General features: G+C 65.2%; 24 protein-coding genes. 7 read left to right on the forward strand and 17 right to left on the reverse strand.

Going from position 1 to position 25050, the window contains the following annotated elements; genetic code table 11:
- Positions 1–10: 10 nt before the first annotated feature.
- The 6 genes from GY769_07165 to GY769_07190 are packed head-to-tail and all read right to left on the reverse strand — an operon-like array spanning position 11 to position 4698.
- Positions 11–781: an RnfA-Nqr electron transport subunit gene (locus GY769_07165; protein ID MCP4201698.1), complete on the reverse strand. Its 771-nt coding sequence runs from the start codon at positions 779–781 to the stop codon at positions 11–13.
- Position 782: 1 nt separating this feature from the next.
- Complete coding sequence (rsxE, locus tag GY769_07170) at positions 783–1454, reverse strand: electron transport complex subunit RsxE (GenBank protein MCP4201699.1); 672 nt, start codon at positions 1452–1454, stop codon at positions 783–785.
- Positions 1451–2122, reverse strand: coding sequence for an FMN-binding protein (locus tag GY769_07175; protein ID MCP4201700.1), 672 nt, complete (start codon positions 2120–2122; stop codon positions 1451–1453). The genes rsxE and GY769_07175 overlap by 4 nt, the downstream gene beginning before the upstream one ends.
- A complete protein-coding gene (locus GY769_07180; GenBank protein ID MCP4201701.1) occupies positions 2119–3150 on the reverse strand; it encodes an RnfABCDGE type electron transport complex subunit D in 1032 nt (343 codons plus the stop codon). Before GY769_07180 ends, GY769_07175 begins: the two co-directional genes overlap by 4 nt.
- Complete coding sequence (gene rsxC / locus GY769_07185) at positions 3147–4502, reverse strand: electron transport complex subunit RsxC (GenBank protein MCP4201702.1); 1356 nt, start codon at positions 4500–4502, stop codon at positions 3147–3149. The genes GY769_07180 and rsxC overlap by 4 nt, the downstream gene beginning before the upstream one ends.
- Positions 4489–4698 carry a SoxR reducing system RseC family protein gene (locus tag GY769_07190; protein MCP4201703.1) on the reverse strand — a complete coding sequence of 70 codons (210 nt, stop codon included), beginning with the start codon at positions 4696–4698 and terminating at the stop codon, positions 4489–4491. Before GY769_07190 ends, rsxC begins: the two co-directional genes overlap by 14 nt.
- A 310-nt stretch (positions 4699–5008) precedes the next feature.
- Between GY769_07190 and GY769_07195 the strand changes: the two genes are divergently transcribed.
- The gene (locus GY769_07195; protein ID MCP4201704.1) at positions 5009–5506 is read left to right on the forward strand and encodes a hypothetical protein; all 498 of its coding nucleotides are present in this window, start codon (positions 5009–5011) and stop codon (positions 5504–5506) included.
- A 76-nt stretch (positions 5507–5582) separates the two neighbouring features.
- On the opposite strand, the gene GY769_07200 is transcribed toward GY769_07195, so the two are convergent.
- On the reverse strand, positions 5583–7412 hold the full coding sequence (locus GY769_07200; GenBank protein ID MCP4201705.1) for an SLC13 family permease: 1830 nt from the start codon (positions 7410–7412) through the stop codon (positions 5583–5585).
- A 23-nt stretch (positions 7413–7435) separates the two neighbouring features.
- Here GY769_07200 and GY769_07205 point away from each other — a divergent pair, with 23 nt between their 5' ends.
- Entirely contained in the window at positions 7436–8665 is a 1230-nt protein-coding gene (locus tag GY769_07205; protein ID MCP4201706.1) for a glycosyltransferase family 4 protein, read from the forward strand.
- A gap of 9 nt (positions 8666–8674) precedes the next feature.
- On the opposite strand, the gene GY769_07210 is transcribed toward GY769_07205, so the two are convergent.
- The 4 genes from GY769_07210 to GY769_07225 form a co-directional block, all read right to left on the reverse strand.
- Positions 8675–11344: a tryptophanase gene (locus GY769_07210; protein ID MCP4201707.1), complete on the reverse strand. Its 2670-nt coding sequence runs from the start codon at positions 11342–11344 to the stop codon at positions 8675–8677.
- 160 nt (positions 11345–11504) lie between these two features.
- A complete protein-coding gene (locus GY769_07215; GenBank protein ID MCP4201708.1) occupies positions 11505–12284 on the reverse strand; it encodes a ParA family protein in 780 nt (259 codons plus the stop codon).
- A 149-nt stretch (positions 12285–12433) separates the two neighbouring features.
- Positions 12434–13111 (reverse strand): hypothetical protein, encoded by a 678-nt coding sequence (locus GY769_07220; protein MCP4201709.1) that lies wholly within the window; start codon positions 13109–13111, stop codon positions 12434–12436.
- Between the two features lie 83 nt (positions 13112–13194).
- A complete protein-coding gene (locus tag GY769_07225; GenBank protein MCP4201710.1) occupies positions 13195–15381 on the reverse strand; it encodes a TonB-dependent copper receptor in 2187 nt (728 codons plus the stop codon).
- A gap of 728 nt (positions 15382–16109) precedes the next feature.
- Here GY769_07225 and GY769_07230 point away from each other — a divergent pair.
- Entirely contained in the window at positions 16110–16631 is a 522-nt protein-coding gene (locus tag GY769_07230; protein ID MCP4201711.1) for a hypothetical protein, read from the forward strand.
- Between the two features lie 107 nt (positions 16632–16738).
- On the opposite strand, the gene GY769_07235 is transcribed toward GY769_07230, so the two are convergent.
- A complete protein-coding gene (locus GY769_07235; GenBank protein MCP4201712.1) occupies positions 16739–17113 on the reverse strand; it encodes a hypothetical protein in 375 nt (124 codons plus the stop codon).
- Between the two features lie 321 nt (positions 17114–17434).
- On the opposite strand from GY769_07235, the gene GY769_07240 reads away from it, so the two are divergent.
- Both GY769_07240 and GY769_07245 read left to right on the forward strand, forming a co-directional pair.
- Positions 17435–18121: a hypothetical protein gene (locus GY769_07240; protein ID MCP4201713.1), complete on the forward strand. Its 687-nt coding sequence runs from the start codon at positions 17435–17437 to the stop codon at positions 18119–18121.
- 98 nt (positions 18122–18219) lie between these two features.
- Positions 18220–19113, forward strand: coding sequence for a DUF1207 domain-containing protein (locus GY769_07245; GenBank protein ID MCP4201714.1), 894 nt, complete (start codon positions 18220–18222; stop codon positions 19111–19113).
- Between the two features lie 38 nt (positions 19114–19151).
- Here the strand turns inward: GY769_07245 and GY769_07250 are convergent, their stop codons facing one another.
- The 5 genes from GY769_07250 to GY769_07270 all read right to left on the reverse strand — a co-directional run bounded on the left by GY769_07250 (position 19152) and on the right by GY769_07270 (position 23999).
- On the reverse strand, positions 19152–20090 hold the full coding sequence (locus GY769_07250; protein MCP4201715.1) for a hypothetical protein: 939 nt from the start codon (positions 20088–20090) through the stop codon (positions 19152–19154).
- Between the two features lie 464 nt (positions 20091–20554).
- Positions 20555–20731 carry a hypothetical protein gene (locus GY769_07255; protein ID MCP4201716.1) on the reverse strand — a complete coding sequence of 59 codons (177 nt, stop codon included), beginning with the start codon at positions 20729–20731 and terminating at the stop codon, positions 20555–20557.
- A gap of 52 nt (positions 20732–20783) precedes the next feature.
- On the reverse strand, positions 20784–22307 hold the full coding sequence (locus GY769_07260; protein MCP4201717.1) for a mercuric reductase: 1524 nt from the start codon (positions 22305–22307) through the stop codon (positions 20784–20786).
- 100 nt (positions 22308–22407) lie between these two features.
- Complete coding sequence (locus GY769_07265; protein MCP4201718.1) at positions 22408–23052, reverse strand: polyisoprenoid-binding protein; 645 nt, start codon at positions 23050–23052, stop codon at positions 22408–22410.
- Positions 23053–23408: 356 nt separating this feature from the next.
- Positions 23409–23999, reverse strand: a complete 591-nt coding sequence (locus GY769_07270) for a sigma-70 family RNA polymerase sigma factor (protein MCP4201719.1) — start codon at positions 23997–23999, stop codon at positions 23409–23411.
- Positions 24000–24250: 251 nt separating this feature from the next.
- Between GY769_07270 and GY769_07275 the strand changes: the two genes are divergently transcribed.
- Both GY769_07275 and GY769_07280 read left to right on the forward strand, forming a co-directional pair.
- Positions 24251–24736, forward strand: a complete 486-nt coding sequence (locus tag GY769_07275) for an MgtC/SapB family protein (protein ID MCP4201720.1) — start codon at positions 24251–24253, stop codon at positions 24734–24736.
- A gap of 37 nt (positions 24737–24773) precedes the next feature.
- Positions 24774–25050 (forward strand): hypothetical protein (locus GY769_07280; protein ID MCP4201721.1); only part of this gene is annotated, 277 nt, incomplete at its 3' end.

The raw sequence follows: 25050 nt of genomic DNA on the forward strand, positions 1-25050 counted from the left end.
GCTTGCAGTCTCAGTCGCGCGGCCGGGGCTCGGTAGTGCCGAGACTCTTGGCGGTGTCCCCCGGACCGGCGTCCTCAATGACGGCCTCGACGGCCTCTGCACCGAGCAGGGCATCGCGCACGTTGGCTCCGACTCCGGTGAAGCCCATGAAAGCGAGCGCCAGGATGCAGGCCGTGACCATGGTGATGGCCGCTCCGCGAAAGGCCCGCGGGACGTCGGAGAGATCCAGTTCTTCGCGAATTCCGGCCATGAGCACGATCGCCAGGGTGAAGCCGAGGCCCCCGAAGATGGCCATGGTCATTGACTCCGCGAGGCCCCACTCCCGGCTGTGAACGTGCTTCATGACTTCGAGGCAGCCGAACAGGATGGCGCAGTTGGTCGTGATCAACGGTAGGAAGACTCCGAACGACTTGTACAGCGCTGGAAAGAACTTGCGTACGTAGAGCTCGACGAATTGGACGCTCGAGGCGATGACGAAAATGTAGACGATGTAGGAGAGGATGCTGAGGTCCATCGCTCCGTCCGCCGATTCCCCGGCGACGGCGCGCCAGACCATGCTCGGTAGTGGCGCTCCCGGGCGCAGCACGAACTCGGTCAGCGTCCACGACAGGAGGGCGGCGACCGAGATCACGAAGGTCACGGCGAAGCCCATGCCCAGGGCCATGTCCAGCCGTCGCGAGACCCCGAGGAACGGGCAGATGCCGACGAAGTAGGTCAGCACGAAGTTGTTGATCAGGGCCGCGCCCACCGCGATCAACAGCAGATCGGCGAAGAGCTCCATCTCAGCTGGCCCTCTCGAGCTCGGGGCTCGCGCTGTCTGCCCCGGCTTCCTCGGCCGGAGTCCGGCGACGGTCACGAAGCTGTTGAAACGCCGTGGTCGCAGCCAACAGCACCCCGAGGGTGAGGAACGCTCCCGGGGGCATCACCATCAAGACGAAGCGCGGGAAGGCCTCGGGCAGCACCGGCAGTCCGAACCAGCTGCCCATGCCCAGGATCTCGCGCACCGTGGCGACGCTGCCCAGCGCGAGCAGGAAGCCGAGCGAGTTGCCGGCCGCATCGGCGAGGGCGGTGAGCGGCCCCTGCTTCGAGGCGCAGACTTCACAGCGGCAAATGATCATGCAGTTGACGATGATCAACGGCACGTAGGGGCCGAGCTGCTGGCTCATCGGGTAGGCGAAGGCCGCCAGCAGGCGATCGGCGATGGTCACGAAAGTCGCGATGGTGAGGGTGAAGACCAGGATCCGCAGATGCGGCTTGAGGAAGCTTCGAATGACGCTGGTCACGAGATTGGCGCAGATGAGAACGAAGGCGGTGGCCGCGACCATGGTGAGTGCCGGTTTCATCGCCGCGGTCACCGCCAGGGTCGGGCACATGCCGAGCAGCTGCCGGTAAACCGGGTTCTCCGGCAAAATGCCGTTGAGGAAGCGCTCGAGAGCGGTGGGGCTGGTTGTCATCGTGATCTCGAGTCCTCTTCGATCGGCAGCCGAGGCTTCACCTCGGCGACCGTCCGGTTGACGATGTCGCAGACGCTCCTGGAGCTGATCGTGGCCGCGGTGAGAGCCAGGATGCCGCCATCGGTCGCGCTTGCCTCCTCGGCGACCCGTGTAACCTGCAGTCGCCGGTCGGTACGACGGCCGACGAACCGTTGTCGGAACTCCTCGCGGGTAATGCCATCACCCAGCGCCGGGGTCTCCTTCTGGCTCAAGACGTAGAGTCCGCGGATCACCGCGCCATCGGGACTCAGTCCGACCAGCAGCTCGATCTGGTCCGCATACCCCTGGTCGGCGCCCCAGAGGACCCAGCCGGCGAGCTCATCCGTGGAACGCCGCACTTCGAGAACCAGATGACCGGCGATCTGCCGCTCAACGACCTCGAGAATCTGCGCTTCGCCGCCGGCGCGGCGCACCTCGATCCGGCCGTCACGGATAGCGATCGTGGCGTCCCGGGTCAGCTCCGAGCCGAGGACCAGGGCCGGCACCTGGCTCAGGGTCTGGGCTCGCTTGTTGGCTTCGATCCGTTCCCCGAGGCCCGTCTGCACGGCAGCCAGGGCGGCCCCGAAGCCGGCGGCGAGCACCAGAATCAGCCACGCTTCCCGCAGCACGCTCAGCCTCTCGGTACTCATGCTCGAGCTCCGTCCGAAACCGTCGCCTTTTTGGGGGCGCCGAACGGCCGCGGTATCGTCCAGCGGTTGATGAGCGGCACTGTGGCGTTCATTAGCAGCACCGCGAAGACCACGCCTTCCGGGTAGTTCGAGAACAGCCGGATGAAGATCACCAGAGCCCCGACGCCGGCGCCGAAAACGGCGCGTCCCTTGGGGGCCAGCGGACTGGTCACCGGATCGGTGGCGATGAAGACCGCTCCAAAGAGCAGAGAGCCACCCGCCAGGTGATGAAGGACGGTCAAGGGTGTTTCGGGATTGACCAGATTCGCTAACCCGGCGACCGCCGCGGCGGAGACGATCATGCTCGCCGGAATCTGCCAGGCAGCGGCCCGCCGCAGACACAGAAAGAGCCCGCCGATCAGGCAAGCGAGGGCACTTGTCTCGCCAAGAGATCCGTTGACGCTACCGACGAACAGCGGCCACAGGCCCGGCATTTCGCCGGCCGCCTCTTTGGCGACGGTCAACGGGGTCGCTTGGGTGACGATGTCGAGTGGGCCCTCGGGGCTGACGTAGGCGGTGGCGCCAAGAACCGAGGCGAAGCTGATCATCACGAAGGCTCGCCCGACCATCGCCGGGTTGAAGATGTTCTGTCCGAGACCGCCGAAGGCCGCCTTGCCGACGCCGATGGCCACGAACGAGCCCACAACACCGACGTAGACTGGGGCGCTCCAGGGCAGGGACAGTCCCAGGATCAAGCCGGTGACCAGCGCCGATCCGTCCGCGAGCGGTGCCCGCCGGCCGCGCAGGCGGGCGAACACCGCTTCGGCGGCCGTGCAGCCGAGTGCGCAAACCGCGACTTGAAGCACTGCATGCCAGCGAAAGAACCAGACCGCCGCGAGCAGCACCGGCAACAGGCCGAGCGCGACGTCGACCATCATCCGCCAGGTGGTCACCGGCGCCGAGATGTGCGGTCCGGGTGCCACATGGATGCGCGGCACCTCGGCCTCCGGCTCGGCGAGCGGGATCGGGAGCTTCTCCGGCTTGCTCATGCGGTTGCCATCTCGGCCTTGCCCATGCGGATCAGCTGAACGAGCGGAATCTGCGCCGGGCACACCCAGGCGCAGCAGCCACACTCCATGCAGGTCTTGATGTGGTAGCGCCGGGCGAGATCCCAATCTTTGTGGCGAGCGGCGATTGCGATGCGGGTCGGCACCAAGGACAGGGGGCACACGTCTACGCAGCGGCCGCAGCGAACGCAGGCCGTCTCTCTGGCGCGCTGCAGGTCCGCGTGGGTCAGCACGGTCACGGCGCCGGTGCCCTTGGTTACGGGCGCACTTGTGGAGCCGACGCAGAAGCCCATCATCGGCCCCCCGGCGAGGATTCGCGCCGCCCCCGGCAGCACTCCGCCGGAGGCCGCCAGCAGCTCGCTGAATGAGATACCAATGGGCACGACGAGATTCCGCGGCCGCGCCACGCCGCGGCCGGAGACGGTCACGATTCTGTGGGTCAGCGGCTTGCCCCGCAGCACGGCGCGGGCGATCGAGGCCGCGGTCTCGACATTGACCACGAGCGCACCGACATCCAGGGGCAGGCCACCTTCGGGCACCGTGGCCGCGAGCACGGCCCGAACGAGTTGCTTCTCGGCACCCTGCGGGTACTTCGTTCGGACGCTCTTGACCTCGACCGCTGTGCCCGAGGCCGCGGTTTTCATGTGCTGGATCGCTTTAGGTTTGTTGTCCTCGATTCCCACCACGAGCCGGCGGGCACCGAGTGCGCGCTTCGCCAGCAGGGCCCCGGCGACGATCGCCGCCGGGGCCTCGATCATCGTCCGGTAGTCGGCCGCCAGGTAGGGCTCGCACTCGCAGCCGTTCACCAGCACGGTATCGATCGGTTTGTCGTCTCGAGCGGTGAGCTTGACGTGAGTCGGAAAGGCGGCGCCGCCCATTCCAATCAGGCCGGCGCGCCTTACGGCTTCGACAATCTCGCGGGGTTCACACCGCTCGATCTCCTCCAGTGGCCACTCTCCGCCGAGAAGATCTTGGTACAGGTCCCGGCCCTCGATCTCCTGCTCTCCCGCCTTGATCGGGAGCACGCCGACGTGGCGCCCGTTGGGGAGTGTCGCAACCGTGGCCCGGCCGACCGTCCCCGCCACCGAAGCGTGGACCGGCGCCGACACCATCGCCTCGACGTTGCCGACTTCGTCGCCGAGTGCCACGGCCTGCTTGGGCTTGACGGTAGGCTCGCAGGGGCTGCCCAGGTGCTGCAGAAGCGGAACGCGGATCTCCTTCGGCGTCGGCAGGACCTCGATCGGGCTCTCGGCGGCGAGGGCCTTCTCGTCCGGTGGATGGATCCCGCGGCGAAAGGTCGAGCGAGTCGAGGCGACGGCGTCAGCGAGGCTCAAAGCAGGCCTCCCGCTCGAGCGCAGTGCGGTACCGTCTGGCCGCGGTGATGGCCACCAGCATTCCAAGCAGCAGTCCTATCGCGCCCCCGATCAGCTGTTCAAGCGGGTCGCTGCCCGCGGCGGCCCCCACGAGGGCCGTGACCGCTGGCACGAGGAAGTAGAGAAAGGAAGCGGCGACGAGCCGGGGGCCTTGCAACGGGCCTCGAGTCTGAGGCGCGCCGGCGCAGCTGTCGGCGAGACGGCATCCGCCGCATGCGCTCGTCCCCGAGGTCGATCCGATGCTGCTTTCAGAAGACGTGTTCATCTCGCTGCCCCGCGCTTCTGCCATTGGCACTCTAGGCCGATCAGGGGATCGCGAAACCAGTTCAAGAGACAGTCTTTCGACCCACCCGTTGGGGGTAGGTCCGGCCGCGGGCCGAGCCACCTTCAATGGGTGGTGAGCCCGTGTCGAAGACGGCGGGATGACCGAGAGTTAGAATCAAGACCGGCTTCGAGGGGCCGAGCGCATGAGCGAAGAGTTCCGAAAGAAAGGGACGCCTGAAGACGCCGAGCTGGAGCGCGAGGTCCGCTCGAAGCGCAAGTTCTCGCTAGCGGAGGCCATCGGCCGGGAAGGAGCCGACCTGATGAAAGGGGCGTCGCCGGTAACCCTCAAGCGCCAGGCCGAGCTCGAGATCGAGCAGTACCTGGAGAGTCATCTCGAGGATGCCGAGGGCGCCCTCCGAGTCGTTCTCGTACGTCGCGTTACGGAGAGCGAGATCCTCCTGGCGGCCAACTACGAGAACTCTCTACCTGCCATGGCTCGCGTAGCGCAAGGGATTCTGAGCTCCGGGACCGGGCTGCGCCGCTTCGTCCGGGCGATCGACGCGGAGTGGGGCCGCATCTATTCGGAACGGCCCTACTTCGAGCGGGATGGCGTCCCTCCCCACCGGAAGGACCCCTATACGGTCTCGTCGGTACGAGCTGCGCTCCTGCAGTTGCTCGAGGCGTTGGGGCGGGGAGGGTAGCAGTAGGCCATGGTCAGGCCGAGGGCAAACGCGGCTCCGGCCAGGCCGAGGAGCGCGTTGTGGTAAGGCGGGGCGGTCAGAGGGCTAGAACGAGAATCAGCCCGGCAGACAAGAGGAGCACGGTTGCCTGTAGGGCAACGCCGGCCTTGAAGAAGTCGCCGAATCGATAGCCTCCGGGCCCGAGCACCAGGGCGTTGACCGGCGAGGCGACCGGCGTGGCAAAGGCGGTCGAAGCCGCGATGGCTACGCCTATCAGTAGCGGCTCGGCCGCGACGCCGAGGCGGCTGGCCATCTCGATCGCGACCGGAGCCAGCAGCACCGCGGTGGCCGTGTTGGAGATCACCTGGGAAAGCAGGGAGGTTGCCAGCATCAGGCCCAGGAGGGCTACGACGACCGGCGCGCCGGCGAGCGCGGAGCTCGCCGAGCCGACCAGCAAGTCCAGAGCTCCGCTGTTACCGAGCGCCGTCGCCACCGGCAGCATGGCGGCGATCATCACCAGGCTGGGCCACTGGATGACGCGATAGACCGAGCCCGGCTCGACCGCACCACCCAGGATCATTGCCAGCGCGGCGCCGACCGCCGACCACACCAGCGGTACCTCCGAGAAAACCATCAAGGCGAGCATGGCCGCCAGGACCGCGACGGCCCATGGCGCTCTCGCGGCGCCGGGGAGCCGGTCCGGCTCGGTCCTCGGCTCGCTGGCTACGATCAGGTTGCGGCGATCCCGCCTCAGCTCCTCGATTCGATTCCAGGAGCCCACGACCAGCAGGGAGTCACCGAAGTCGAGTCGGATCGTGCTCACCGGTCGGTCGATGGCCTTGCCGCGCCGTCTAACCGCCACGACGTTGACGCCGAACCGCTCGCGCACGCCCGACTCGCGCACGGTTCTCCCGATGAGACGCGACTGCGGCGTCAGCAGCACTTCGACAACTCCGAGCTCTAGAATCACCCTCTCGGCTTCGCGCCGGGGCTCGAACGGATGGGCTTCGAGACCGCCAGCGGCTACGAACTCCGCGAGGGCTTCCTTCGTACCCTTTGCCAGCAGCCGGTCTCCGGCGGAGAGACGGCTGTGGGGCTCGACGGCGTAGGCTCGTGGCCGGCCCCAGGGTTCGGCGGCATCCTTCACTTGTGACAGCAGTGATACCCCATAGTTGCGCCGTGCCCCGACCGCCGAGGCGCTGCGCCCGGCAAACGGCGAATTGGCCGGCAGCCGGCAGACGGCTACCCGCGGCGCCAGACCGAAGAGCCGGGCCAACTCTTCGAGCGAGGGCTCTTCGGCGAGCTGAGTCCCACCCTTGCCCGCCGGCAGCAGCATCCGGCCGGCGACTACCATCAAGGTGATTCCCGCGACCAGGCCGACCAGGCCGTACGGCGTGAGCGAGAAGAACGTCAGGCCCGTTCCCGTCGCGTTCCCGAGCGCCTGCGAGACGATCAAGTTCGGGGGTGTGCCGATGAGGGTCAGCACGCCACCGAGCTGGGCCGCGAACGCCATCGGCAACAGAAGACCCGAGAGTGGCCGGTCGAGGGCCCGCGCCAGCCCGATGACCACTGGGAGCATCACGGCGACCGTGCCGGTGCTGCTCATGAGAGCCGACAAGAGTGCCGAGAGGGTCATGATCGAGGGCAGCAAGAGCCGCTCATTGCGGCGGCCGATGGCCGCGACCGCGGCCGCCACCCGGGCGGCGATACCGGTGTTGGTCAGCCCCTCACCGACTACGAAGAGCGCGCCGATCATCACCACGATCGGAGCGGCGAGCCCCGACAGCGCCTCGGCCGTCGAAAGCGTGCCGGTGGCCACCAGAGCGAGAAGCGACAGCAGGGCGACGACGTCGACGCGCAGGCGGTCCGAAGCGAAGAGCGCCACCGTGCCGGCGAGAATGAGAAGAACGAGTGTCGCCTGCGTCATCGGGGAGTGAAAGACTACTACCGATGAAAAACGTGCTCCACGTTCTTTCGCAGCGTCCGCTGCTGACCGGGAGCGGGATCACGTTGAACGCGCTGGTTCGGTTGGCCGGGGAGGCGGGATGGGATCAGCGCGTCGTCGTGGGCACGCCCGTGGAGGACCCGAATCCAGCGGTCGATGGGCTCGCTCCGGAGCGGGTGCACCCCCTACTCTTCGGTACCGAAGCCTTGCCGTTTCCGGTGCCGGGCATGAGTGACGTCATGCCGTATTCGAGTAGCCGGTTCTCTCTACTGACGCCGGCTCAGTTGAAAACCTATCGGGATGCCTGGCGAGAGCACCTCCGTGCCGTGGTGGCGGAGGAGCGGCTCGGCTTGATCCACGTGCATCACGCGTGGATCGTCGCCTCGCTGCTCAAAGACCTGTTCCCGGAGACGCCGGTCGTGGCCCATTGTCATGCGACCGGGTTGCGCCAGCTCGAGCTCTGTCCGCATCTGGCGGACGAGATTCGGGACGGGCTAGGCCGCAACGAGTTGTTTCTCGTGCTACACGCCGGAGACGCAAGACGCCTTTCCACCGCTCTGGACGTTCCGATGAGTCGCGTGCGCATCGTTGGCGCGGGCTATCGAGAGGAGCTCTTTTACCGCACGGGCCGCCCGGAGAACACCGCTGGCGAGCTGCTCTACGTTGGCAAGTACAGCTCGGCGAAGGGGCTGCCCTGGCTCCTGGATGCCGTCCAGGAGCTCGGGGAACGCCGAGCCGTGCGCCTGCATGTAGCCGGCGGCGGTGCGGGGTGGGAGGCGAGGGAGCTGGAGGAGCGCATGCGGGCGATGGGAGACCTCGTGGTCCTGCACGGGAGCCTCGCGCAGGAGGAGTTGGCTGCGCTGATGCGACGATGCGTCGTCTGTGTCTTGCCGTCGTTCTACGAGGGGCTGCCACTCGTCCTGGTGGAGGCTGCGGCTTGTGGTTGCCGGCTGGTTGCGACCGAGCTCGAGGGAATCCGCGACGAGCTGGCCCTGCCTCTTGCGGGAGTCCTGGAGATGGTTCCGCCACCGCGCCTGTTCGGCGTCGACTCGCCGGTCGAGGCCGACTTGCCCGGCTTCGTCGAAGGGCTGATCGGCGCTATCGAGCGTTCGCTCGAGGCCGGGGTCGGTGCCGCCGCCGAGCGAGCCCCGGAGGAAACACTGCATCCGTTCACCTGGACCTCGACGTTCGAGCGAGTCGAGGCCGCGTGGCTGGAGCTACTGGGCGCCTCTTGACCTCTCGCTTCAGTCCAGGGGCTCGAAGCGCCCCTGAAAGAAGCGCAGCTTCTCGGGCTCGTAGACGAAACGCAGTCCGCCGATCTCATCGCGCCGTCTGTACAACCGGATGATGCCGTCGGCCACCGCCCGCATGTGGTCGCGGGTGTAGACCCGGCGCGGGAGCGTCAGCCGGACGAGCTCGAGGGCGGGGCGACAGTTTTCTCCGGTGTCGGGGTTGCGGCCCTTGGAGACGTTGCCTCGCTCCATGGCGCGGACGCCGGTTTCCACGTAGATTTCGCCCGCGAGCCTCTGCGCCGGGTACTCGTCCTGGTCGATGTGAGCGAGAAAGCGCTTGGCGTCCAGGAAGATCGCATGGCTGCCGGGCGGCGTGACAATCGGCACGCCGGCCTCGAGCAGCATTCTGCCAAGCGCCGCGGTCTGGCGGACTCGGGCCCGGATGTAGCGGTCGTCGAGCATCTCGTCGACGCCGACCGCGATGGCCGCGAGGTCGGAGGCGGCGAGGCCGCCGTCGGTGATGTTGCCCTCGTAGATGCGCAGCTTGTCCTGGGCCTTCTCGGCCAGCTCCGCGTCGTCGCGGAAGGCGAGCAGGCCCCCGATATTGATCAGAAAATCTTTCTTGCCCGACACCGTGCAGCCGTCGCCGTAGACCAGCATCTCTCTCAAGATGTCCCGGATCTTCGTCTCTCCGAAGTGGGGGTCGTGCTGTTGGATCATGTAGGCGTTCTCCGCCATCCGGGTGGCGTCGAAGAAGACCGGGATGTGAAGGCCCGAGCAGTAGCCGTAGACCTCGCGCATGTTCTCCATCGAGACCGGCTGGCCGCCGGCCATGTTGACCGAGTGCTCGAACGAGATGTAGGAGATCTTCTCGGCGCCGTGCTCCTCGACCAAGGCTTCGAGCTTGGCCAGGTCGATGTTGCCCTTCCATGGAAAGTCACTCTGCGGATCGTGGGCTTCGTCGACGATGACGTCGGCGAACACTCCGCCGGCCAGCTCCTGGTGGAGCTTGGTGGTGGTGAAGTACATATTGCCGGGCACGATCTGGCCGGGCTGGATCATGATCTCGGACAGGATCTGCTCGGCGGCCCGCCCCTGATGGGTCGGGATGATGTGCTCGTAGCCGGTGGCGGCCTTGAGCACCTCGACCAGCCTTCCGTACTCGTCGGAGGTCGTCGGCGTGGCCCGGGCGCCGTCGTAGGCCGACCACTGATCGGTGCTCATGGCCGAGGTGCCCGAGTCCGTGAGCAGGTCGATGCTGACGTCGGCCGAGCGCAAGAGGAAGGTGTTGAAGCCCGCCTCCCGGATCGCTCGCCAGCGCTCCTCGCGGCTGAGCTCGCCGATCCGCTCGATGGTGTGGATCACGAACGGATAAGTATCGAACTCGTAGGACTCGAGATCGCAGTAGACCCAGCGGTAGCGCATCTGGTCGCGCCACATGCCTTCCCGCACCGCCTCGAGCGGTGGGATCTGGTCTCGCCGGTTGTAGAGGCTGATCACCGCGTCCGCCACCTGGTCGAGCTGCCGGCCGGTCATGGCCAGTCGCGGGATCTGGACCGGCACCAGGTTGTCGCGCCCAACCAGGCCGTGCGCCAGGGCCCGCACGCCCGACATCTCGTAGAGGGCCGCGGAGAAGGCGTCCTGCTGGAACCGGTCATGATGGGACAGGAAAGCGTCCGCCAGGATGTAGGCGCCGTCGCAGCCGCGCTCCATGGGCACTCCGGCGACCCGCAGGCGCTCGCAGAAGCGCTCGGTCTGCTGCATCACCCACTGCACCTCGGTCTCGATGCACATCTCCTCGAGCCCGCGGGCGAAGACTTCCATGGTGCGGCCGGCCATGCCGCCGTAGGTGTGAAGGCCTTCGTAGACGACGACCTCGTTCATGAAGCGTTCGTGATCTTCCGGATTGTCCGTGGAGAGCAGTCCGCCGGTGGGGCACTTCGGGTCCTGGGCGCCGTCGATCTGGAAAACGTGCGCCGTCTTGGCGATCGCCCTGACCAGCGCCGCAACGGTGTGAGCGGACATTCCCCTCTCGTTCTGCTGCATGTACCAGGCGTTCTCGATTACCCGCGAGCCGTCGAGGACCAGGCGCTTACCGTAACGATCCGCGAGAGCTCTTACCGCTCGCAGGTTCTGCATGCTGAACGGATGCTGACCGTCGGCGAAGGCCTGCAAGCCGACGATGGCGACGTTGCCGTCCTCGAGTACCTTCTCGAGGCGGCCGAGGTCGACGTTGCCCGTGAACAGCTCCTCGTCGTGGTTGCGGACGTCGGGGACCTCGACGTCCCGCGGCGTCAAGACGTCGATTCGGGTTCTGGCGTTGGAAGGCAGTACCGATCCGGCGGGCACCATGGTCGCGGTGACCAGCTTCACGCAGCCGAGGACGTTGTGGGTGGGGCAGACGTAGGTGTGCCCCAGGACGTCCCTCACCACCCGCTCCAGGTGTTCGAAGTTCCGGGCGCCGGCATAGGCCTCGTCACCGATCAGCTGTCCGGACAGTTGCTCCTGGGTCATCGCGCTCGTACCCAGCGAGCACATGTCGAATCCCACCTGCGAGGGGGTCAGGTTGAAGACGTTGAAATGGGCCTGGGCGAGATGCTGCTTGCGCTCTTCCAGGCTTGGAAAGGCGACCGGTCGGATGGTCTTGATCTTGTGGGGTTCGTGCATGAGCTCGGTCTGCATGAATCTCTCCTCTACTGCTGCGAGCAGACACCGAGGTGACCGCGGCAACGATGGGCGTGGTCATCGGGGCGTTCGGCCCCTCGTGCGGTACGCCTGGACCAACGATGTCAAGCGGGCCCGGAATCGACTACACCCCATCGGGTAGGCGATTCCTGTCTACTCATGCGGCCTGCTCGACGAGCGTCTGGTAGAGGTCACGGAACTGGCGAGTCACCTTGTGACTTGGTGCCAGGTGAACCAAGGGCCGGTGCTGCTCGTGGGACTCACGTACCTTCACCGACGCGTTGATGTAGGGCCGGAGAACCGGAAGTCCTTCCGATTCGAGCTCGTCGACCAGGCGTCGTGGCAGCCGTGCCTGTTCCTGGAAGAGATTCACTACGATGCCGCCAATCTCGATCTCTTCGTTGTGGTCCTCGCGCACCTCCCTTACCGTGCCGAGCAGCTGGTAGAGCGCTCGCCGAGAGAACTCGTCGCAATCGAACGGAATCAGACAGGAATCGGCGGCGATCAGTGCCGAGGTAGTGAAGAAGCTGGTCGCCGGCGGCGTGTCGAGAAAGATGGCGTCGAAATCGGCAAGTTTGTTCAGCAGGTCGCGGAGCTTGTAGATCTTATAGCGGGACTCGAGCTTGGGCTGGATCTCGGCGAGCCGATGGTCGGCCGGCAGCAGCCAGAGGTTCTCGAACGGTGTTTCGTGGACCCAGGCGTCGCCCTCGTCGACGTCCCCGAACAGCTGGAAGCCGAGCGTGTGCTCGAAGAAGTCTGCGGCATTGGGCAGTGCCTCGCAGGCCTCGTGCCCAAGCAGGTAGTGGGACGAGTTGGCCTGTGGGTCGAGATCGATCACCAGGGTCTTCCAACCCTCGGCGGCGCTCACCGCGGCGAGATTGCAGACAAGAGATGTCTTGCCGACTCCACCTTTGCGATTGAATACGACGTAGCGCATCGTTCCATGCTCCTTCGTGGGAAACGATGGCACGCCTCCGGCCGCGGGGCGCCACTCGACGGGGTGGGCCGGGCCTGGAAGAACCACAGCCTCGGGCTCCCCACGGGCCCTTTGGGCCGAGGGGTGGCACGAACTCGAGAACGACAGTGCTAGGAGTCTCCGGCGGACTCGCCGGAAGCGCCCTCGGAAAGGACGGTCGCGACGGGAGCCGCTTCGAGGAGCTGCGCCACCCGCTGGGCGGTCTCGGCCGGTGTGATCGCGGAGGCCGGGAGGTAGGCGACCAGCCAGGCACGCCCGGTGTCTCGGGCCACCTTGACCCGCTCGCTGCCGGTGATCAGTGCGTCGCAGGGTCCGAGGGCGTCGACCAGAAGCGGTCGGCCCTCGAGCCGAAACGGTCCCTTGAACGAATCGTAGCTCTCGCCCGAAGTGCCGGCACGGAGCACGAACGGGGGCTCGAGCGCGTGCTCGTTCATCACGCAACACGGAGCCGGCAGCTCCACCGACAGGCAGTTGTTGAAGTCGACCAGTGGATGAATCGCCGGCAATTCCCCTCCCTTGAGCAGCCGTCGCAACAGCGCCTCCGATGAGGGGCGGTGGCGCGTGGGATCAGTTCCCGCGGCGCGGAACAGCTTGCGCAGCGCGGCCACCGCCGGCCGGCCGGCGAGGGTCTCGAGCCTGTAGCGCTCGCGCGCTCGTTCGGCGGTTCGTCGGCGCAGAGAGTCCAGGCGCGCCGGCAGCTGGTCGACCGGATCGGTCGGCTCGAGCAGGGCCCAGTACAGCGCCCAACCGGGGAGGCGATGAACGACGTCGAAGGGAAGAGATGGCATTGGGGAGAATTCGATCACGCTCGTAGCCCGGCGTAAACAGGCGGAAGGACGCTCGATAGCAACCGGCCGGTCCGTAGTGCCGGCTAGTTGTCCCGGTTCGATGCCAGCCGAAGTCTCAACCAGAGGGTCCGCCCCGGCTCGTTGACGCGCACCTGCTCGACGTCAAACAGATTCGAGCGATTGAGGTGGTCGGCATAGAGGCGATCGAAGACGTTCTCGACTCCGACTTGGATCTCGAGTCCCGACCCCAACGTATGACTGCCGAGAAGATCCAGAACCGCGTAGCCTGGCGTCTCTCCCATATCGAGCCCGCTTCGGGTTGCCGCGTCATCGTCGATGCGTTTCTGGCGAAAGGCATAGCGGACCGTGGCCGAGCTCTTCCAGGGCTGCCGTTCGAAGTTCAGTCGAAAGCGGCCCTGAAGCGGCGGGATCTGTGCAATCGGGCGGCGGTCGGTGCTGTTGTCGGCGCGAACCCAGCCGGCGTTGCCCAGAAGCGAGAAGCGCTCATCGAGTTTCTGCCAGGCGTCGAGCTCGACGCCGAAGAGCTCCGCCTCGACATTTCGATAGATGGAGGCCCGGTCGTCGAGCAGCACTCCGGGCTGAGCTCGAGCCCGATCGCGCAGGATGAAATCGTCGACCCGGTCGAGGAACAGGATACCGGTGATCTGCCGGCTGGCTTTGATCGAAGTCGCCCCCAGATCGATCTGGTGATGGCGCGAGGCGCGGAGATTCGGCTTGCCGATCCACCGCTTGGACGCCTGGCTGTTGTTCGATGCCAGAAAGCGCTCGGTAGCGTCGGCGGGTCGAACACTTCGACTGACGCCGACGAACAGCGTGGGACCGTTCTCGATCTCGTGTTCAAGGCGAAGTAGGCCGCCGACATCGTCATGGCTCCAGTCGGTGGCGGCCTCTCCGTAGTACAGCTCGTAGAGTCCGCTAGGACTCAGGTTGGACCCGAAGGGCTTGCGGTCGGGCTCGCCGATCGAGGCCTCGAAACGGTCGAGCCTGGTGCCGAAAAGGAACCGGCTCCGCGGAGCGATGTCGTGGACACCTTCGAAGAAGACCCCGGCGTCGGTCACTTCGACATCCGGCCACAGGATCGATTGATCTCGGGAGACGGTCTCGGGATCTGGCCCGACGATGCGTACCGCGCGACGGGAGTTGCTCTGAAAATCGGCTCCGAAGGTGAAGCGCGCGTGAGCGCCGCTGCGGCTGTCGATGCTGAATCTGCCGCCATAGGTATCCGAGGTCGTCTCCGCCTTTGCCGCCATTGGAGCGGTGAGCGGGCGAAGTGAGTAGTTGTCCATGACGTGATCGATCTCGCCGAAGTAGAGCTCGGACTCGATGGCGGTGATGCGGGCTTCAGGACGCAGCCTTCGAAGCTGTAGCCGATAGAGGCTGTTCTCGTCGAATGGCGCATCCATCGCCGCGCCGGGAAAGAGAGCATCTTCGGTTAGGTTGTCTTCGTAGGAGAGCTCGACCTCGGTGCCGTAGTCGGGGGTCCAGCCGAGTGCGAAGGTCGCGTCTTGCTTCCTGAAAGCCGAGCGAACCTCGTTGCCACCGCCGTCCTTGTAGTTGTCGACATCGCGTTGCTCACCGATCGCCCGCAAGTAGAACTTGGGTGCGCCGATCGTGGCATCCAAGGTCAGGTCGGGTGATTCGGTGTGAGTGGCGTAGGCCGATCCGAAGTGAATGCGCCAGCGCTCCTCGGGTCGGAAGCGCGGCGTCTCGCGCTGGTAGAGGATGGTGCCGGCGCTGCCGCCGCCGCCGTAGCGAACGGTCTGCACGCCTTTGAGTACGACCACCCGGTCGAAGCTGTCCACGGCGCCAAAGGAGGTCGGAGGATCCATGCGGTTGGGACAGGCGTTGTGGACATAGGCGCCGTCGAGGAGGATATTGATGTTGGTCTCGGCCATGCCGCGCAGATGCGGCTCCAGGCCGTGGCCACCCATGCGGCCGACGGCCATCCCCGAGACGCTGCGCAGGACCTCGGCAGCATCGCCGTACGGAATCTCGGTGATCTCGGCGTGCCCCAGCTCTCTCTCCGGTCCAACGAGCGGGCTCATAGCCGCGCCGATCAGGATCTCGTCGAAGACGGTGGCGAGTGGCTCCGTCTCGGTCGACTCGATCTCGTCCGTTCGGGCTTCGGTTGCAGCGGTCTCGGCCTTCGGCTCGACTTCGACGGCCACAGCGGCCGTTGCGCCCAGCCAGATCAGACCGAGTCCGATCGGGCCGAATCGCATGGAACGCCTGCGTTTGATTCTTCTCATGGTCCCTTCCCTCCTGCCATAACCAGATCGTGGGTTCGCTTACCGAGCGGTCCGCTGCCGCAGCACGGGCGGCCGTCGGCCCGCCTCGGTAGACGCCTTCCGGAGTCTGTAGGTGCCTAGCCGTGGCGACGAGGCGGAGGTGGCTCGGGCCCACCCCGAGGGCACTCGTCGGGAGGTGTCTCCGAGACGGGGCTCCACGGCCGCGGCGATTCCGAGCGGATCTGTCGAGTCGACTCCAGGATTCCGATCGATCCGGTGTCGCTCGTCCGAGCGGCGTCGTGGGGCGTCGTGGTTCGGCATGGGCTCTGCCGAAGGTGGCATGCGCCGACGGCGGCCACGGACCCGGTCTGAGCAGGTCGCACGCAGCAGGCGCAAGGAGCGTTTCGGCGCGCGCAGTCGCAGCCGCCGTTGTCCGCTGCCCGAGTGAGGGCCGGGCTGATCGCCAGCACCAAAAGGGCCGAAGCGAGGGCTCCGAGGCGATGTCTCTTCGGACTCATCGCCAGATCAGCCTACGTTGCCGGTCAGGGCTGGCAACACTCGTCGGGACGGGGCCGTGGCCGCCTCCTCGGGTGGCTCCCGGCTGAACCTAATCGCGCGGCGGCCGGGGGAAGAAGGCACTCGATTACCTGCGCCGGGGGGCGGAAGCCGAAGCTCGCGGACTGATCCTCTCGCAGTACCTGGAAGGCAAGAGCGTCTCGGAGATCATCGATGGGCCGTTTCGAGCCGCCATGACTCGTATTGGCGAGCTCTGGACCGGGGAGCCTTCCGGCATCTTCTGGGAGCATCGAGCCACACAGATCGCGATCCAGGCTCTCGCTCGGCTGCGCGGACTGATCAAGGTGCCGGATGATGCTCCTTTCGCCGTAGGCGGAGCGCCTTCCGGCGATCGTTACATCTTGCCGTCGATGGCGGTCGCCGCCGTGCTCGAGGGCGAGGGAATGCGGGCGGTCAATCTGGGGCCGGACACCCCGCCCGACACGCTGGCCCTGGGCGTCGATGACCTGAGCGCACGCCTGGCTTGGCTGAGCGTGAGTGTGGCTTCGAAGCCCGAGCGGCTGCGTGACGCGATCATGAAACTGCTGCCGACCCTTGAGGGGCGTGGCACTCCCCTGGTGGTGGGCGGCGCGCAGGCCAGGAAGTTGAACCTTCCGAAGACTGACTTGCTCTATGTCGGCAGATCGATGGCCGAGCTCGAGGCCCTGGTCAAGGGCATGACGATCGCGCCGGCGTCGCGGGCCGCATCGGTCTGAACTGCCAGGGTGGCGGTGCGCTACATGAGCTCGAAGAACACCCGGCGCAAGCTCATGCTCGAGGGTTATCTACGCCGCTCGGGCCGGCAGCCGGGTCTCGCCACCGGTCAGTGATGAGCCACCTCGAGCAGAGGCTGAGCCCCGGAGAAGACCGGCTCGAGTACCACACCCAGCGCGTCGCCGAACTTGCTGATCGCGATGTATTGGGTGATGACGAAAACGGCCTCGACGATCTGAGGCTCGGAGAAATGCTCGTGCAGGCGATCCCAGAGGTCTTTCGATAGCCGGTTCGCGTCGACGCCGATCTGAACGGTCAGATCCAGGAGCGCTTTCTCGGCCTCGGTGAAATGAGGGCTGGTCTTGTACTTGTCGTCGCCGATGTCTCTGATCTTCTCTTCCGAGATCCCCAGGCGCTGACTGAGGGTCTCGTGCTGGACGACGCGCTGATGGCGGTTCCATACGTTGCTTCTACCCTCAACCATGAGTGCACTGCGGGCGCGAGTTCTTACATGCTGGGAGCGATACCGGAGGCGCTTTGGGCGACCGTGTATCGTTGCGCGCCGGCCCAGATCTCTGATAGCAAGAGCGTTCGGCCGTGCCGTGCGGTGTCGCGTTAGCCGCCTTCGGCCAAAAGAATGAAGAAGCCCACTCTGCTCGCTGTAGCGTTTCTCTTGCTGTCGCTCGAGGCGGCCGCTCCGGCCGACGTCGCAGGACCGACATCGCGGACCGATATCGCATACGCGATTCCCGCTAGGCCGCCAGGAGCGCCCACCGGCTCAGAGTTTTTTGGACAGACTGCTGGTATGACGCGGATCGACCGGGAACACGCGATCCTGGCGCAACTCGAGGCCGGGAACGTGCCCCGATTTCTGCGGCAGCTCCGGCGCATCGAGCTTCGGAGCGAGACTGCCTTAGGTCCCGGCGCCACGATCTGGGTGATGCCGGATTATCTGGCCGTCGGTTCCGACGAAGACTTCGTGCGCGTGCCCCTCGACTTTCACTCGGCCAAGACCATCGCTCGGCGCTTCGGCTTCGTCTTGCCGACCTGCAAGATCGTCAACCACCTCTTCGGGAACTCTGAGCTTCGGCTCTCGCCCCAACCGATGCAGGCCGGGCCGCAGATGAGGTCGACCGCCTACTACTTGGCGCACAGCCGGCTGATCGACGAGCAGCGTGCGGGCTACCCTCTCGGACTTTTGCTCGCGGGGCACAAGAAGGATCTGGTTTTGACCAGGCGGCTCGCCAGGACGCCAAGCAGGGTGGCGATCTACGGTTGGCACCGACCGAACGGGCGGCCGATCCAACCGCTGAGCACGATACATTCAGCCGACTACGCCGACTACAGTCACGGCGTACGGCTCGTTAGCGCAACGGCGCTGATCGGCGACGAGCTCAGGTCGGTCTACGAAGCTTCGGAGGATCCGAGCCTTGCCGGTCTGCTGAGCAACGAGGGCGAGATCCCGGGAATCCGCAGTTTGATGGGACTGTAGCAGCGGACACGCCCGCGATTCAACGTTCAGCTGAGTCTTGAGGCGGCTACGATCGACTCTGCCCGACCGAGCATCTTGGCATGAGAGCCTCTCGCCCAGTGAACCCCGGCCTATACGGCGTCGTGTTCATCCTCCTTCTCAGCTTCAGCTCTCCTGGCCTTGCACAGCAGGGCGAAGTTGAAGCGAATCGGACCCCTTCCGAATCCGGTCGGACATTACTCCTCTTTCCATCGGGGTACCTCGTCAGGCCGTTCATCGCCGATCCCCACCGACCGGGGTCAGGTCTTCTGGTCGAGAGCTACACTTCAACCGATATCGAGCAGGCCGGCGATCGCCGCTTCTACCTCAAGCTGGGTGGACGGTTCGGCATCCTTCGACGGTTGCCCAAGACACCCAAGGGCCGCATGTGGCAGCTCAGCCTCGAAGCGGGGCTCGATGCTCAATTCGACTCCCGCAGCGGTCAGGACAATACAGGTTGGGACGGCAATTACGGTTTGACCCTTACCACTGCGAGAAAAGACGGCAAGTGGGCCTACAAGACCGGCATGCTTCACACCTCCGCTCATATCGGCGATGAGTGGATTCAACGGACCGGGCGCGAGCGCGTCAACTATACGCGCGAGGAGGCGCTTGGAGCCGTAAGTTGGCAGTTCGCCCCAAGATGGCGAACCTATCTTGAAACCGGCTGGGGCTACGAGTTGAGGGCAAAGGACGGCTCGATGGAGCCGTTACGCACGCAGGCGGGTTTCGAGTTCGAGTCGCCCAGGACTCGGTGGAAAATGCTCTCGGGTTGGTACGCCGCGACCGATATCTCGTCTTGGGAAGAGCGCGACTGGAGGACGGATGTCTCCATTCAAGCGGGTGTGAAGGTAGTCTCCGACGGTCGTACGTGGCGTCTGGGAATCCAGTACTACGACGGACGTGTGCCGCTTGGAGAGTTCTTCAAAGAGACGGAGTCGGCCTTTACGATTGGCCTGTGGGCCGAGCTCTAGGACCGATTCGAGTCCCGCAGCAGTATCTTCTTTCGCGTTCAGTTTCGTTCGATCGTCTTGCAGCACCGGAAGCCGAGATGGTAGTTGCGGTGACTATGCTCAGCCATCACCCGGCTGCCGTGCCAGAAGGGCGCTCGCCAGCGGCAGTGATCCTCGTGCGCCTTGTAGCCGTCGAAGATGAACCAGCTCCCCTTCATTTCGGTATAGCCGTGCCCTCGCCTTAGGTACCCGCTGCCGCGACCCCCGCTGCTCATCTGGCTCTCATCAAGGGGGAGGTTCATGTGCTCAGCGGCGTTGCCGTGCAGATCGTAGACCCCTAACGAGGTACGGCACTCCGGGAAGCAGCCGGCCGGGAAGGTATTCGAACCACAGGTGGCCCAGTCCCCTCCGCCGCACTCCGGGCTCTTGCGGCTGGAAGCGGCGCAAACTCCGGTGCGGTACGAAGAGCCGTAGCTCCACACCTTGTCTTGTGCGTGGAGCCGGTTGTGACGGGCTCGCATCCGCTTGACCGCGGTTGCCGGATCGACTCCCCGCGCCAGCTCGAAGTTGTAGTCGGGCGGCTCGAGCCGCCCCGCACAAGCTCCTTCCCATTCGTGTGCGTCACAAAGCCGCTTGCCGACTGCCTCGCACAACTCGGCCGCCTCTTTGGCTCGTACCCACACCACGGGATACACACCCGGGAGATCCGGGAACTCGAATTGATCGATGCACGCTCGACCTTCTTCGGCGACAGCCGTCCTTAGGTCGTACAGTGGCGCCATGTACGGGGCGCCGCAGATCCGCTCGAAGTCCGGGCCTTGGAAACCGATCCTGCCGATTCTCGGCAGGGCAGGATCGGCCTCACACTTCTTGGCACGTGCCGGATGGACCGTGATTGCCGGGTTTCCCTGACCGATAAACCCCGAGTTGGCGAAGATCGATCGGACTCGAGTCACCTGCTCGTCAGAAAGCCGGTGGACCTCCGCGAGCTGGCGCAACAATATCTCGTTACCTTCGGCGAGAGATTGGGCCCGAGCCGGCTGGTGTGGCGGTACTCGGGCCCCTCCGCCTGCACGTGAGTGCGACCTTTGGGAGACTTCTTACGCTGGCGAGCGGTTCTCGAGCAACCTAGCCACTCTCAAAAAGGCAGGCTGACGCCGCCGGTGAATCGGTCTCCATCCTGTCCATGAGCCCAGTTGATGACGGCCCCGATGTTTGGGCGGTTGAGAATACGCATGCTCGTCATCCCGCGGTTTCTCGGCTACGCCGACAACCGGGACTTCTTCTATTTGTCGCGACGCGAAGGCTCTGTCGAAACGGGATGAGACGCTTTCTCACGGCAGCGCTCCTTGTGGCACTGATCTGTACCGGTTTCGGTGCAGACTCCTCGTCGTGTGGCGCCGCTCCCTCGCCGACGACTCCCGTTTGCTCAGCGAGGGAGCGTTGGCGGCCATGAAGACGGTCATCTCCCGGCGCCTCTCATCGCGGGGAGGTCGATGCCCAGGCTCTCGGCGTAGCCGGCGTGTAGCTCGAGCTCCTCCGGCACCCCGTCTATCAGCCGGTGGGATACGACGACCAGGCCGAGGTTGTCGGCGCACTTGGCAGCCGCCACGCAGTAGGTGCGGAGGAAAGAGCGCAGGAAAAAGGCATCTTGCGTCGTCGGGTTCCCAAGGTTCTTTTACAGTGAAGAGCTAGCGGCGCCAGGCCAGGATCTTCTCGAAAAGCCGGCCGACACGAGGGGTCAGCCGTGTGCGGTTGTAGGCGTCGCCGGCTCTCTTGATGACCTCCGCCTGGGTCGGGTAGGGGTGAATCGTCCGAGCCAAGGTGTCGAGGCCCTTGCCGGCGACCATGGCCAAGGTGATCTCGGAGATCAGATCGCCCCCGTTGCGGGCAACGACGGTTGCCCCGAGGATCCGGCCGGTGCCCTTCCTGACGTGCACCTTGAGAAACCCCTGGTCGTCTCCGTCCAGGATGGCCCGATCGACACCGCTCATGTCCACACGGAAAGTGTCGATGGCGATCCCACGCTCCTTGGCTTCGCTCTCGTAGAGGCCCACGTGCCCCACCTCAGGCATCGTGTAGGTCGCCCAGGGGATCTTCAAGGCGCTCACTTTCGAGCGACCGAAGAAAAGGGCGTTCTGTATGACGATCCGGGCCATCGCATCGGCCGCGTGAGTGAACTTGAACGCGGAGCAGACATCCCCGGCGGCGTGGATGCGGCGGTTGGTCGTGCGCAGGCGATCGTCGACCGTCACGCCCGTGCTGTCGAACGCGACACCGACCGCTTCGAGATTGAGTCCCTCGAGATTGGGCCTCCGCCCCGCGGCCACCAGCAGGCGATCGACCGCGACGTCATAGTCGCCGCCGTGGCTGGCGACTTGGAGGTGAATGCCGTCGTCCTGCTCCTTCAAGCGAAGTCCACGCCCGCAGCACAGGACCTGCACGCCGTCGCGCTCGAGCTCGGTCCGCACGAGGGCCGCGGCGTCCGGATCCTCGCGCGGCAGAACGCCATGCTCGGCCTCGACCAGGAAGACCTCGGATCCGAAACGGGCGAAAGCCTGGGCTAGCTCGCAGCCGATGGGGCCGGCGCCGATGACGCCCAGGCGACGAGGAAGCTCGGTCAGGGAGAAGACGGTCTCGTTGGTGAGATAGGGGACCTTGTCCAAACCCGGGATCGGTGGCGCCGCGGCCCGGCCTCCGGTCGCGATCACCGCCTTCGCGTAGCGAAGCTCGGTGTTTCCGACAGTGACGACTCCCTTCTCTTCAAAACGCGCCTTGCCCAGGAAGACGTCTATCCCGAGCTCGGTGAACCTGGCCGCCGAGTCGTGGGGGCTGATGTCGGCGCGGAGCCGGCGCATGCGCTCCATCACAGCCGGGAAGTCGACGTCGACTTCTCCGCGAACTCGGATCCCGTACCGAGTGGCGTCTCTGACTTCGGCGGCGCTATGGGCCGATCGAATCAGGGCCTTCGAAGGCACGCAGCCGACATTCAGGCAGTCACCGCCCAGAAGTTTGCGCTCGACAAGTGCCACCCGTGCGCCGAGCCCGGCCGCGCCGGCGGCCGCTACCAGGCCCGCCGTGCCCGCGCCGATGACAACCAGGTTGTAGCGGCCTCGCGGTTCGGGGTTCGACCAGTCTTCGGGCCTGACGTTCGCGGCCAGACGGAGGTTGTGATGGTCGAGGGGCTGGAGTTCTTCGAGGTTGTGGAACTTCATGTGTGCAGGGTACGCCATCGCGGCGAAGGCGAACCGGCCGGAGCCACGGGAGCTCCGGCCGGGGGCTTTGATGGCAATGTGGAATTCGCCGGTCCGACGGCTACTTGTTGTGGGCTTCGAGCAGAATCTCGATATCGACTTCGCCGCCGACGACCATGGTCGCGGCCCAGTTGCCGGTACCGACGCCGAAATCGCCGCGATCGATGGCGGTCGATGCCTTGAAGCTGGCAACTTCTTTAGTGCCGCCCAGCATCTGTTGCATCTGCTCCGGGATCATCTGCTTGCCGAGGAGGGTGATCGGAAGCTCGACCTCACGCGATTGGCCCTTGATCGTCAACGGGCCAGAGGCGATCAGCTGGTTGTCACCTGCTTGGCGGACCGAGGTGCTCTTGAACGTCATGTAGGGGTAGGCCTCGGCCTCGAACCAGTCGGCGGTTCGAAGGTGGTTGTCCCGCTTCTCGTTGCCGGTGTTGACGCTCGCGACCTTGATGCGGGCCTCGACCGTGCTCTGCTCCGGATTCTCGGCGTTGTAGTCGAGGTCGATCTCGTAGTCCTCGAAGCTGCCGGTAACCGGCGTGAAGAAGTGCTTGATCGAGAAGTTGATCTCGGTGTGAGCGGCGTCCGTGCCCCAGTTCGCGTTCTCCGAGGCGGCGGATGCGACCGCATTCGGCGCCAGCGAGGCGACGAGCGCCACTGCGAGAAGCAAGGCCAGAACCGAGCGGTTGCGATAGATGACTCGTGACATTGTGTTGTCTCCCTTCAGTTGTTTACTTTTTCTGTCCGGCTCCAATACCGGATCGCAAGGTGAGTGTCGAAGGGAGACGATTCGTTACACGTTGGGGTCCGTATCGCCGCTCTCGGCTGGTGGTAGCTGTTCCAGAATGGAGTTGCGGAGCCGTTCTCGTGAGTCGGCATCGAGACGGTCTTTGCCCAGAATCCTTCGCGTCGCAATACCGATCGCCTGGATTTGGCGGGCGTAGCGCCGACAATGGCGGCACATCAGGAGATGAAGCTTGATCGACAGGCGCCGGCGCCAATCGGCGGTCGACAACTCATCGGAACCGATGGAGCGGGAAATCTCTTGGCAAGTCGGCATGGCGCTCAGGCGTTCTCCCACTTGGTTTCCAGACATTCTCGGAGCCGATTGCGGGCTCGAAACAGCATGACTCCTATGTTAGTGGCGGAAACCTCGAGAATCTTACAGATCTCCTGGGTCGAGTGTCCTTCGATCTCCCGCAGTACGAATGCCATGCGCTGTCGATCGGGCACTGCCTCGAGGCAGTCGCCAATCTCGCGGTGAGCCTCTTTGGCGAACAGCTCATCCTCCGGGCCTTTTGGCGGCCGGCTCCAGCTTTGGTTGTTGTCAAATCGGCCCTCGAACACCTCGTCGATGTCGTCCAGTCGGCGGTCCTTGGCGAAGCCGCGGCGAGCTTCCTGGAGCTTGCGGTAGAGAATCCCGAAGATCCAGGTACGGACGTGGGAGCGTCCTTCGAATCGATGCGCGGTCTCAATGAACGTGGCGAATGTGTTCTGGGCGACTTCCTCGGCCTGGTGCTGGTTGAGTCCGGCGCCGCGCGCGGCGCGGACGATCTGGTCGAGATAGGCGTCGACGACGGTGGCTAGGGCGTCGCGGTCCCGCTCGCGAATCCGCTCGGGGAGGTCGGGGTCGCCCAGAAGACGAGATTCAGACATTTGGGCTGATCCGATGGATGTGTAAGAAGTGGCAGGACATCTTCACTCACCTCAGGACAAGGGGCCGCCCGGTTCGAGACCGGTCACTTCGAATTGTACGGGCGGCCCTCACCGAGAGATTCTGGACATTCTAAGGGCTCGGGAGTACTCGATGACGCCAACTGAAAAAAATAACCGAACCAGAGGCTCACGCGTGGCTTCGGCAAGAACTCGGATATCGTGCGGAGCGAAACAGCGAAGGAGTGAGAGCAATGCAAGAACTATCAGGCTTGGGCGGCTGGTTTTTATCCTTTCTGCCACTTCTCCTGGCTGCCTTTGCCAGTGGAGCCATCGTCGGCCTCGAGCGCCAACACCATGGGGGCCCGATCGGGATCAGAACGTGTACCTTGGTCTGCGCCGGCGCCACCACCTATATGGCCAGCGGGCACCTGATCTTGGAGGTCGCGGCGATTCCCGGAGATCCGACTCGAATCGCGAGTCAGATCATCACCGGCATCGGCTTTCTCGGAGCCGGGGCGATCATCCGCGGAGCCGGCTCGGTCAGTGGCCTGACCTCGGCCGCGACGATCTGGTTTCAAGGCGCTCTGGGAATTCTGATCGGCTGCAGCTATCCGATCACCGGTATTCTGCTGGCCCTGGTGGTTGTCGTTCTGCTCTCGGTCGTGAGTGGACTGGAGAGCTGGTACGGGAAGCTGATGGAGCGGCGGCGGGGAGCCGAACCGGCCGGAACGGGCTAGAGGTGGCCGTTCAGCAATCTGTATGGTTGGAGCCGGCATGCGACCCACGGCCAAGCTAGTCCTTCGGATTCTCGCGATCTCGGGCCTGGTGCTAATGGCAATTCTCTTGGAGCGGCATTTCCACCTCAGCGCAATGTTCAAAGAAGCCCGCATCGAAGAGCGACTTCGCGCCGCCGGCCCGCTAGCGCCACTGGTCTTCGTCTTTGTCATGGCGACTACCGTTGTCCTGCCGGTGCCGACGTTCCCGCTCGATGTTCTTGCGGGGCGCATCTTCGGTCCTGTGTTGGGCACCCTCTACGCCGCCCTGGGAGCCA

Source organism: bacterium, from assembly GCA_024224155.1.
Lineage (GTDB): Bacteria > Acidobacteriota > Thermoanaerobaculia > Multivoradales > JAHEKO01 > CALZIK01.